Annotated in this window: 6 protein-coding genes, 1 tRNA gene and 1 pseudogene; 3 read left to right on the top strand and 5 right to left on the bottom strand. The window is 69.2% G+C overall.

Features of this window, described 5'->3' with window-relative positions:
- Positions 1-49 precede the first annotated feature (49 nt).
- Positions 50-2,731 carry an FUSC family protein gene (locus AC08OO_RS20405; RefSeq protein WP_476611053.1) on the top strand — a complete coding sequence of 894 codons (2,682 nt, stop codon included), beginning with the start codon at positions 50-52 and terminating at the stop codon, positions 2,729-2,731.
- 76 nt (positions 2,732-2,807) lie between these two features.
- On the opposite strand, the gene AC08OO_RS20400 is transcribed toward AC08OO_RS20405, so the two are convergent.
- Both AC08OO_RS20400 and AC08OO_RS20395 read right to left on the bottom strand, forming a co-directional pair.
- A complete protein-coding gene (locus AC08OO_RS20400) occupies positions 2,808-3,461 on the bottom strand; it encodes a hypothetical protein (RefSeq protein WP_235463145.1) in 654 nt (217 codons plus the stop codon).
- A gap of 124 nt (positions 3,462-3,585) precedes the next feature.
- Positions 3,586-4,006 (bottom strand): annotated as a pseudogene (locus AC08OO_RS20395) (hypothetical protein).
- Positions 4,007-4,248: 242 nt separating this feature from the next.
- On the opposite strand from AC08OO_RS20395, the gene AC08OO_RS20390 reads away from it, so the two are divergent.
- On the top strand, positions 4,249-5,064 hold the full coding sequence (locus AC08OO_RS20390) for an SAM-dependent methyltransferase (RefSeq protein ID WP_011438444.1): 816 nt from the start codon (positions 4,249-4,251) through the stop codon (positions 5,062-5,064).
- An 85-nt stretch (positions 5,065-5,149) separates the two neighbouring features.
- Here AC08OO_RS20390 and AC08OO_RS20385 read toward each other — a convergent pair whose 3' ends face one another.
- The gene (locus AC08OO_RS20385) at positions 5,150-7,399 is read right to left on the bottom strand and encodes an MMPL family transporter (RefSeq protein WP_476611052.1); all 2,250 of its coding nucleotides are present in this window, start codon (positions 7,397-7,399) and stop codon (positions 5,150-5,152) included.
- A 523-nt stretch (positions 7,400-7,922) separates the two neighbouring features.
- Between AC08OO_RS20385 and AC08OO_RS20380 the strand changes: the two genes are divergently transcribed.
- A tRNA-Thr gene (locus AC08OO_RS20380) sits at positions 7,923-7,998 on the top strand.
- Between the two features lie 440 nt (positions 7,999-8,438).
- Here the strand turns inward: AC08OO_RS20380 and AC08OO_RS20375 are convergent.
- Both AC08OO_RS20375 and AC08OO_RS20370 read right to left on the bottom strand, forming a co-directional pair.
- Positions 8,439-8,585: a hypothetical protein gene (locus AC08OO_RS20375; RefSeq protein WP_011438446.1), complete on the bottom strand. Its 147-nt coding sequence runs from the start codon at positions 8,583-8,585 to the stop codon at positions 8,439-8,441.
- A gap of 87 nt (positions 8,586-8,672) precedes the next feature.
- Positions 8,673-9,080 (bottom strand): hypothetical protein, encoded by a 408-nt coding sequence (locus AC08OO_RS20370; protein ID WP_011438447.1) that lies wholly within the window; start codon positions 9,078-9,080, stop codon positions 8,673-8,675.
- Between the last annotated feature and the right edge of the window lie 132 nt (positions 9,081-9,212).

The following is a 9,212-nucleotide window of genomic DNA, read 5'->3' as shown; positions in this document are numbered from 1 at the left end:
ACGGTTTAAGTAGGTACGGCGATGGTCCAGGGCAGAGGTGGAGGGGCAGATGCAGGACGGATGGCTGGGACGGCTCACCAGAGCGTTCCCCGACGACCCCGGGCTGATCAACCTCAAGGCGGCCGTCCGGGTTGCCTTCATCGCCCCCACGCTGCTGGCCGTCACCTATCTGGCTGGTGGGGACGTGCGGCTGAGCCTGTTCGCCTGGTTCGGCGCCTACACCCTGCTGGAGTTCATCGACTTCACCGGGCCGACCAAGACCAGGCTGTTGGCCTACGTCGCGTTCGTGCTTATCACCGTCTCGCTCATCGTCATCGGCGCGTTGTGCTCCCGGACACCTTGGCTGGCGGCGCCGGTGACCGCACTGGTCGCCCTGGTCGTGCTGTTTTCCGGGGTCCTCAACGCGTATTTCGCCGCCGCCGGACGGGCCACGCTGATGGCCTTCGTCCTGTCGGTGATGACGCCTGGCCCGGCGTCCGCCATTCCGGAACGGCTCGCCGGCTGGGGGGCCGCCATGGTGGTGGCCGTCACCGCGGCCATGGTGCTGTGGACGGAGCGGCCCCCAACACGGCTGCGTGCCGCGCTGGCCCAGGCGTGTCGGTCGATGGCCGCCGGGGTGGCGTGGACGACCATGCCTTTTCCGCAGTCTGACGGGGCCGGTGCGGACGGGACCGGTGCGGACGGGACCGGGGTAAACGGGACCGGAGCGGACGAAGCCCCCCGGATCTGGACCGACGTGTTCCACCTGCGCCGCAGGTTCGCCGAGACCGCGCACCGGCCCAGCGGTGTCGGCGGGCGCACCGCGGCGCTGGGGTATCTCGTCGTGGACGTCAACTGGCTGGTCCCGTTCGCCGAACCGCGTGCGGACCGGAATCGGATCGCGGCGGCATGCTTCCCCCGCGAAGCTGCCGAGATCCACACCGCCGCCGCTGCCACGCTCGCCGCCGCGGCCGATCGACTCGACCGCGGTCCACGGCCGGGCGAGAGGCTCGGCCTGGACCGTTTGGAGCGGGCTGAGCGGAGGATGCGCACGGCCCTGCTGGACTACCTGGAGGGGCAAGTCAGCCGGCCGGCGCCGGACGCTGACGGGTGGAGCGCCCGATCGGCCCAGAAGATGGATGATCTCGTGGTCGCCGAGTCGGAGCAGCCGCCGGCGGACCTCGCGATCGCCGAGGCGTTCCGGCTGCGCAGGCTGGCCCGGGGGACCCGGGAGCTGGCGACGAACGTGCTGCAGGTGACCGCGCCGGCACCGGCGCTGCGCTCCTGGGTGCGGCCGCGTGGCTGGCCCGCCAGGCTAAGGCGGCTCACCCGGCGAGGCGCCGCCGCCACCGATCTGGCCGCCGGATATGCCAGCATCCGGTCGGTGTGGTTCCGCAACAGCGTCCGCGGCGCCGTGGGACTCGCCCTCGCTGTCGCCCTGGCCCAGAACACCGAGGTGCAGCACGGCTTCTGGGTCGTGCTGGGTACCCTGTCGGTGCTGCGGTCGAACGTGGTGGCGACCAGCTCGACGATCCTGCGGGACCTGCTGGGCACCGGGATCGGCATTGTGGTGGGTGGCCTGTTCGTCGCCCTGATCGGTACCCACACCGTAGTATCGTGGCCGCTGCTGCCGCTGGCTGTGTTCGTCGCCGGCTACATGCGACGGAAGTCGTTCTTCGCGCTGGGCCAGGCAGGCTTCACCGTTGCCATCCTCATCCTTTTCAACATCGTTGAACCATTAGGCTGGCGGGTGGGGCTGGTCCGCATTCAGGACGTTATGATCGGCTTCGGGGTTAGCCTGGCCGTGGGAGCGCTGCTGTGGCCGCGAGGAGCGGCGGCGGTAATCCGGCACCGTGCCGCCGCGGCCTATCGGATGGGCGCGGCTTTCCTCGCCCTGGTCGTCATGCGGGCACCCGGTGATGACGATCCGCCCAGCGCCCGGCCGCGAACCTCGCCCTGGCTGGACCCGGCCTATACCGACATGTCGGGCCATCCGGACGGCCCCGCGGACACCATCGGTGTGCTCGTGAGCCGGGTCGGCGTCTCCCAAACAGCCGGCGCATCCCGAACAGAGGACGCCGACACCGCGGGCCCGGACGATGCGGCCCTCCGCCGTCCCAGCCGGGATCAGCAGGTGGCCGCCGCGGCCCGCGATGCCATCCGCGCCGGGCGGCTGCTCGACGACGCGGTCCGTCAGTACCTGTCGGAGCAGCCTGACGGCCGGCTCGACGTCGACGCGCTCATGACCGTCGTCGGCGGGGCGCTGCGGCTGCGCCGGACCGCGCAGCTGCTGCACGCCGGCGACGTGCCCTGGCCGGCCGACATCCTGCGGGCCGGGGGCGGCGTCAACATGATCGCCTCGACCATAGAGATCTCCGCCGCGCTGCCCGATCTGGCCGCAGCCCAGGAAGCGGTCACGGTGGAGACGACCGAGCTGTGCGACTGGTATCTGCGGTTCGCCGAGGCACTCGGCGGCGGCAAGCCTCCGCCGCCGGCAGACCCGAACCCCACTCCCGGCCCGGCCAGCATGGCGGCGCTGGCCGTGGTGCGCCATGGCGCCGCCGCGCACCGACGCCCGGAACTACGCGCCGGCGTGGCGCTCGCAGCACGCGCGACCTATCTCGACATCCTGCGTGGTCTGCAACCGATGCTCACTGACGCGGGCCTGGCGCTCGTGCACCAGGGCCCCGCTGGACGCCGCGGCTGGGCGGCCGACGTACGACCCCGGCGGACTCGCCGGATGCCACGCTGATGAACCCATCCGTTCGCTGACTTCGTTACGGTCGCCCGTCGTGGCGCAGGTGCCCCACCTGCGCCACGACGGCCGATCAGTTCACCTGGGCGTGCCGCCGGCCATCGGCCGCCGGGACGAGCCGGCCGCAGGCCGCCGGGTCGGTCGCCTCCTCGGGCAGGGCCGGATTGAGCTCGCTGCGGCCGGGGCCGTCGTAGCGGCCGTTGTGGCTGAAGTCGACACCGTGCTGTTCGATCACGCCCTCACCGGCCCGCAACTGCGCGGCGACCGCCGGGGTGACCGTGAACGTGCGGTGGTAGGTCGCATTCCCAACCGGGAACCTCGCCACCGCCAGCTCGCTGGCCGGGCTGGTGTCGCCGGACGTGGTCAGCGACACCGCGACCGGGCCACGCCACGGGTTGCCGTCAACGGTCCGGAAGTGGCCGTGGACGCCGGTGCCGGTCACGTTCGGCGGTGGACAGACGTGGCGGCCACCGATATGGATGTGCTGCGCGTGCGGCAGAGCCGGCGCCAGCCCGCGACTGAAGATCGAGATGGTGAGTTGGTCGCCCCGCAGGATCGCGGTAGCGGTGCTGCGGGCGCCGGAATGGTTCAACGGCATGAGTGTCGCTTGAAGGAAGGTCTCCGCGGCGCCGGAGCCGGGCGTCGGCCCGCCGCGGCCACCGTCGGCGGCCGCGGGTGTCGCGGCAAGCGCCGACAAGACCCCCAGCCCGACGGCAGGCAGCAGCACCTTTCGAATCAACTGACTACTCACAGTCATGAAGTCATAGAAGGACGTGGGCCCGGACGCGTCAAATCGACCGACCGAAACCTGCGGGGTGCCAGAACTGGGTCATCGGCGTTGATCTAGGCTTTTAGGCGGCCCGTTCGTATTCGTTGATCAAGCCGCCGAGGGCGGGGCGACGTGTGGTCCTTTTCTTGGTCAGATCAGCAACGGGATGGTCGGGCCGTGGTGGCTGAAGATCGCGACTACGGTGGGGCGTCGTTCGCTGTAGCGGGCCGCGTAGGCGTCCGCCTGGGAGTTCGGGGCGGGATCGCGACCGCGGTGATGCCGGCGTCGGCGAGGACCGCGTCGGCGAGGACCGCGTCGAACGATGCGGTGAACTGTCCCGCCCGGTCACGGATCAGGAACGGGCTTCGGGTGGATGCGGCGCAGCACTGCGACCTCGTGCCGCAGCACGAGCAACTCGATGTCCTTGGATGCCGACGACCGGCCGAGCAGCACCAGCCAGCCCCACACACCCGAACGAAGATCAGACAGAACAGATAGAACAGCCACACCGACGCAGGTGACCATGATGCCGGCAGCCGCGCCGCACATCGTCCCAGCTCACAGGCCCAAGCCGACTTCTGGCGCCCCACAGGCCGGCCGAGAGTACATGTCCCAGCAGTTGATCCGCCGCTATTTGCGATGATATACCCTAAAATCGGTAGCCGAGGTTGGCCCACAGGCCACACTCCGACTGGATCTTCCTGCTTCGCCGGGTTCGCCCGGCCGAGCCAGCGTAAGGAGAGACGTGGCTGAGCAGCACAATGGCACCGGGAACCCGACGGGCCATTCGAAGATCGACACGACGACGCCGCATTCAGCTCGGATCTGGAACTACTGGATGGGCGGCAAGGACAACTACCCGGTGGACCGCGAGGCCGGCGACGCCTACATCAAGGTGTTCCCGGGGATCGTCACCCTGGCCAAGGAGTCCCGGCGGTTCCTCATCCGGGCTGTGGCCCACCTCGCCGGCGAGAGGGGCGTCCACCAGTTCCTCGACATCGGCACTGGCCTGCCGACGATGCAGAACACCCATGAAGTCGCCCAGCGCATCGCACCCGATTCCCGCATCGTGTACGTCGACAATGACCCGCTGGTACTAGTACACGCCCGCGCCCTGCTGGTCAACACCACACCGGAAGGTGTGACAACCTATCTCGACGCTGATCTCCACGATCCGGACCGGATCATTGCTGGTGCCAAGAACGTACTGAACTTCAACGAGCCGATCGTCGTCATGTTCATGGGGATCCTGGGGCACGTCGCCGACTTTGATGAGGCACGGGCGATCGTGGCGCGGGTGGTGGCCGCCGTCCCGTCCGGCAGCTATCTACTGCTGTGGGACAGCACCAACACCAGCGAGGGCTTCGACGAAGCCCAGCAGGGCTATGACGACACGGGCGCGGTCCCCTACATCCTGCGCAGTCCGGATCAGGTTGCCCGTTTCTTCGACGGTCTGGACCTTCTAGAGCCGGGTGTGGTGTCGATCTCGCAGTGGCAGCCGGACGGCGCCGAGGGCTTTGCCGCAGTGGATGGATACGGCGCCGTGGCCCGTAAGCCGTAGAATTGGATGATCTAACTTTTGAAGGTTTCGCGCGGCCCTACCTACCGATAACGGGGAAGTAACGCAACACGCCCGGGCCCCATCCCTATGTACTCCTCCGGGAGAAACGGCCGCCGCGCGTGCCGTTGCCCGCATGGGATGGCGCCGACGGCGGGTCGTACGACCTCGTGGCCGCCCTCGCCGGCCGGCGCTGCGCGGGTAGGCCGCCAGCGGTTTCACGGCGCCGATCCAGGTGCACCAGCGCAGGGAGGACGACCGCTCGCACCACGAATGCGTCAAGCGCCACACCGACCGCCAGACCCACCCCGAGCAGCTTCAGCGTGCGGGACGGCTGCGCCACGACCACCGACAACGCCAGGATCATGATGAGGTTCATGGTGAGGACGACGTGCCCCACGTCGGCGTGGCCGCGGCTGACCGCGTCGCCTTCGAGCGCCCGCCAGCCTGGCGTATCGGTTTCGCGCAGTCTGCTCAGCAGGCTCAGGTTCATGCCCGGGGACAGGCCGAACCCGACGACCAGCACGAAGACCAGGATGAACGGTTCGATCGGACCGGCCTGGAGGCCCAGTTTCCCGGCGAAACGGTCCTGCTGGAAGACCGTCGCCAGGACACCGACCGTCGCAAGGCCGCACGACAGCTCCGAAACGGCGAGCACGGCGGCGGTGACGCGCGAGGACGCCGTGAGAAAGGTCAGCGCGCCCACCGCGAGCAGGACCACGAACGCGAACATCGGCAGCGCGTCGCGGAAGTCCGCAGCCATGTCGGCGAACAACGCCGCCTGCCCGCCCACGTAAGCGCGGCTCACGGTGGGCCGCAGCACCGCCGGCAGGACGTCGTTGCGCAGTCGGTGCACCAGATCGTAGGAGTCCGTCGACCGGGGACCCGCCTGCGGCAGTACCTGGATCAGGGCCAGGCCCGACTCGGGACTGTCGAACGAAACGTATGCGTGTTTGACCCCCGGCGTCGTGTTGAGGGCGGTGACGACGTCGGTCACAGCGACGGTCCGGCTGCCTTCTCCCCGGTCGACGACGACGAGCATCGGCCCGTTGAGACCGCTGAAGAAGTCGCGGCTGACCACGTCATACGCGCGTCGCGCGGTGGCCGACGTGGGCTCCGCGCCCGCGTCGGCGCCACCGAGCCGCAGGGTTACCACCGGTGCCGCCATGGCGACAAGCAGCACACACGCCGCGGCCACGGCGACAGCCGGGTGGCGCCCCACCTGCCTGGCCCACCACGATCGCACGCCCGGCCGGTGCGGTAGGCCACGACCCGTCGTGGTCAGGGAATGCCGTCCGACCCAGCCCAGCATCCGGGTGCCGCCGAGGACGAGCAGCGCTGGCAACAGCGTGAGGGTGACCAGGGCGCTGAGCACCCCGGCCACCCCGGCCGCGAGGGCGACTCCCGTGAATGGGCCCAGGTCCAGCAGGAGCACGCCGGTCATCGCCACGCTCAGGCACACGCCACCGGAGGCCAGGGCGGCAACCGACTTCACCATCGCCTCGGTGGCCGCGTCGACCGGGCTCACACCCCGTGCCAACGCGGTCTGCGCCCGGTACACGACCAGGACGGACCCGCCCAGGCTGACCCCGAGGGCGATCATGCCGCCAAGCAGAGCGGCGAAGGGAGTAGTCAGGACATGGTGGGACAGTACTGTCGTGACGGCCACGGTGGTGACGGTGGCCATGGCCGCGACGACAGCGGCGATCATGGCGGCCACCCTCGAACGCAGGGTCAGGCACAAGACCGCCAGCGCGACGGCGAGGGCGGCCAGCAGCGGTCGGATCGGGACGCCGGCCGAGGTGAGCGCGGTCGCGCCCGGTCCGCCCAGCTCCACCTGAAGCTCGGGGCCGCCGTAGGACCGGGCCGTGGCCGAGACCCGTTTGATCGCGCCGAGGTCGAGTTCGAGCGCCGACGCTTTCATGATTACCGGAGCCACCGCCGTGCGCCCGTCGGCACTGACCGGTGACACACCCAGCACCATCCTGCCCAGTGGTCCGAACGGGTCGGCGACGGTGAGTACCCCCGGCAGCTTCCCGACATCGGCGAGCAGCTCCTCGGCCTGTCGGTGCACCAGCGGGTCCGCCAGCGTGCCGCGCCTGGCGTGCAGCACGATCTGTTCGGTGTCCGGCAGGACGCCGCCCGGAATCACCTTGCGCGCCAGATTCATTGCCCGCTGCGACTCGGAACCGGGAACCGTCACATCGTGGCTGTATTGCGCGTGACCCGCGATCACGAAGAACACCGCGGGCAGGAGGAGCACCGCCCACATGCCGACCGCGATCCAGCGACGGCGGGCACACAGACGTGCGACGCCTGTCAACGCAACGATCAGCATGGTTGGCCCTTCGCTATTTTGGACAACCTATCTCGCGGACAAGCAACGTCAATCACTCTTTGGTGGGGCTCTTTGGTGGAGCTCGTCGTCCGATAATTCTGGAGACGATTCACGGGAGACGGCACTTCACGGCGTTCCCGCACGCCTGGCCTCGTGCTCGACCGTACCGCCACGAACTGCCCGACAACCGCTGTGACAAAATTTATTCACCGGTTCCGGCACCACATTTTTCGGTGGCAAGAATGTGGACGGCGGTATCGGTGCCGCTCGGGGTACCCCGATGGCGGCGCTGACCGGGTCGACTGGGTCGACCGGGCCGAGCTGGCCGAGCTGGAGCTCCTCGCCCGCTTCACGATCGAGGAGCGGGTGCCGACACGTCGACCGGTTGTAGGTGCTCGCCGGGTTCGCGCCGGGCAACCGGCGGGGCACGCCACGGGTACCCTTTTGATCTTGCCGGGCCGGCGGCGAACCGGCCGGTGGCCTCAGCGTCTCAGTGCGGCGGTCGGGTATCGTGAGATCGCCCGCCGGCGTGGCGCAATTGGTAGCGCACTCGACTTGTAATCGAGCGGTTAGGGGTTCGAGTCCCCTCGCCGGCTCCAGACAGATGGTCTCTGACCTGCGGTTTTGCGAAATCGAAGATCATCTATTCAAGATCGAAATGGATTTGTGTGCGCATTGTGTGCGCATTCGGCAATTGTGTGCAGGGAACGATCATGAACGGGGTGTCCTCTCCGGGCGCCTGGGCCGGGACCTGCGGTCGCGACACCGCCCCGACGACGGTTACGTTCCGTTATCGCCTGCCGTTCTGAGGGCGGGTGGGATCGGCGAGAACGATGCGTGGCGGCTGACGGTAGCCGGTCCGCCATCCCACCCCACGCCACCGCGGCACGGGGATCGGACGTTCACGGCGCCGCCAGGGTCGATGGCGGCGCCGTGGACGTGAACATGGCGACGGAGCAAGCAACCCGGTGTTAGCACCGGGGATCGCCGCAGCGTGGAACGGGATCCGCCGTGCCCCCACGGGTCCGCCCCGGTCAGGTCACCCCCGACCCGCACCGGCGACATCGACGCCATGGCCGACGCTATGGGCCTCGACGCGGGTCGCGGCCAGGTACGCCAGATCCGGATAGTCGAGATTCTTCGCGGTGAACGCCGCCGCGACGCATGCTTCGACGAGCGTGTCCAACGCCAGCCGGTGGGCCTGCTCGTCGGCCGCCAGACGGGGCCAGGCGGCGCAGGTGGTGAGCTGAGCTGACCGAGATCCAGCAGGCGGCTACCTCGGCTTACGGCGGCGCCGGTCAAGGGCCGCTATGCCGACCGCGGCCACGGCGACGACGAGCAGGCTGCCACCAAGCTGGACCTCCTGCCAGAGGCGGTCATGCAGCGATGCGCTGGCGCTCACCTTCCGCAGCTCTCTGACCAAGATCAGTGCGATGACGGCGAAAAGACCCGCCTGCTGGGCCAGCATGGACAGCGGCGGACGCACGAGCCGGCGCAACTCCTGGTTTGTTGCTTCCTGGGCGTCCCACCGTTTCTGCTCCGCGGCGGCTCGCTCCGCTTCCCCGATACCGTCGATGATCAGGTTTCGTTCCCGTAGATACTGGTCCTGCAACAGGCCGTGGCTGCCACGGCTGCCGGTCGCGGGCAGGAGCCGCAGCGCGTTGTCGAGGCGCTGTTGCATTGGGCAGAGGCGGGGCGTGGTGGAGCCGTCTCGGGCGGGCGGTCAGATGGCCAGGGTGAGCTCGGTGAAGGCAGCCGTCAGCCGGTTCCGGGGGTCGGCATGGGTGAGTCCCCCCGCGTGGTGTAGATCGGG

Source organism: Frankia sp. CeCAU1 (assembly GCF_977971845.1).
Note: the sequence above shows the minus strand (reverse complement) of the source record. Positions and strands in the feature narration are given on the sequence as shown.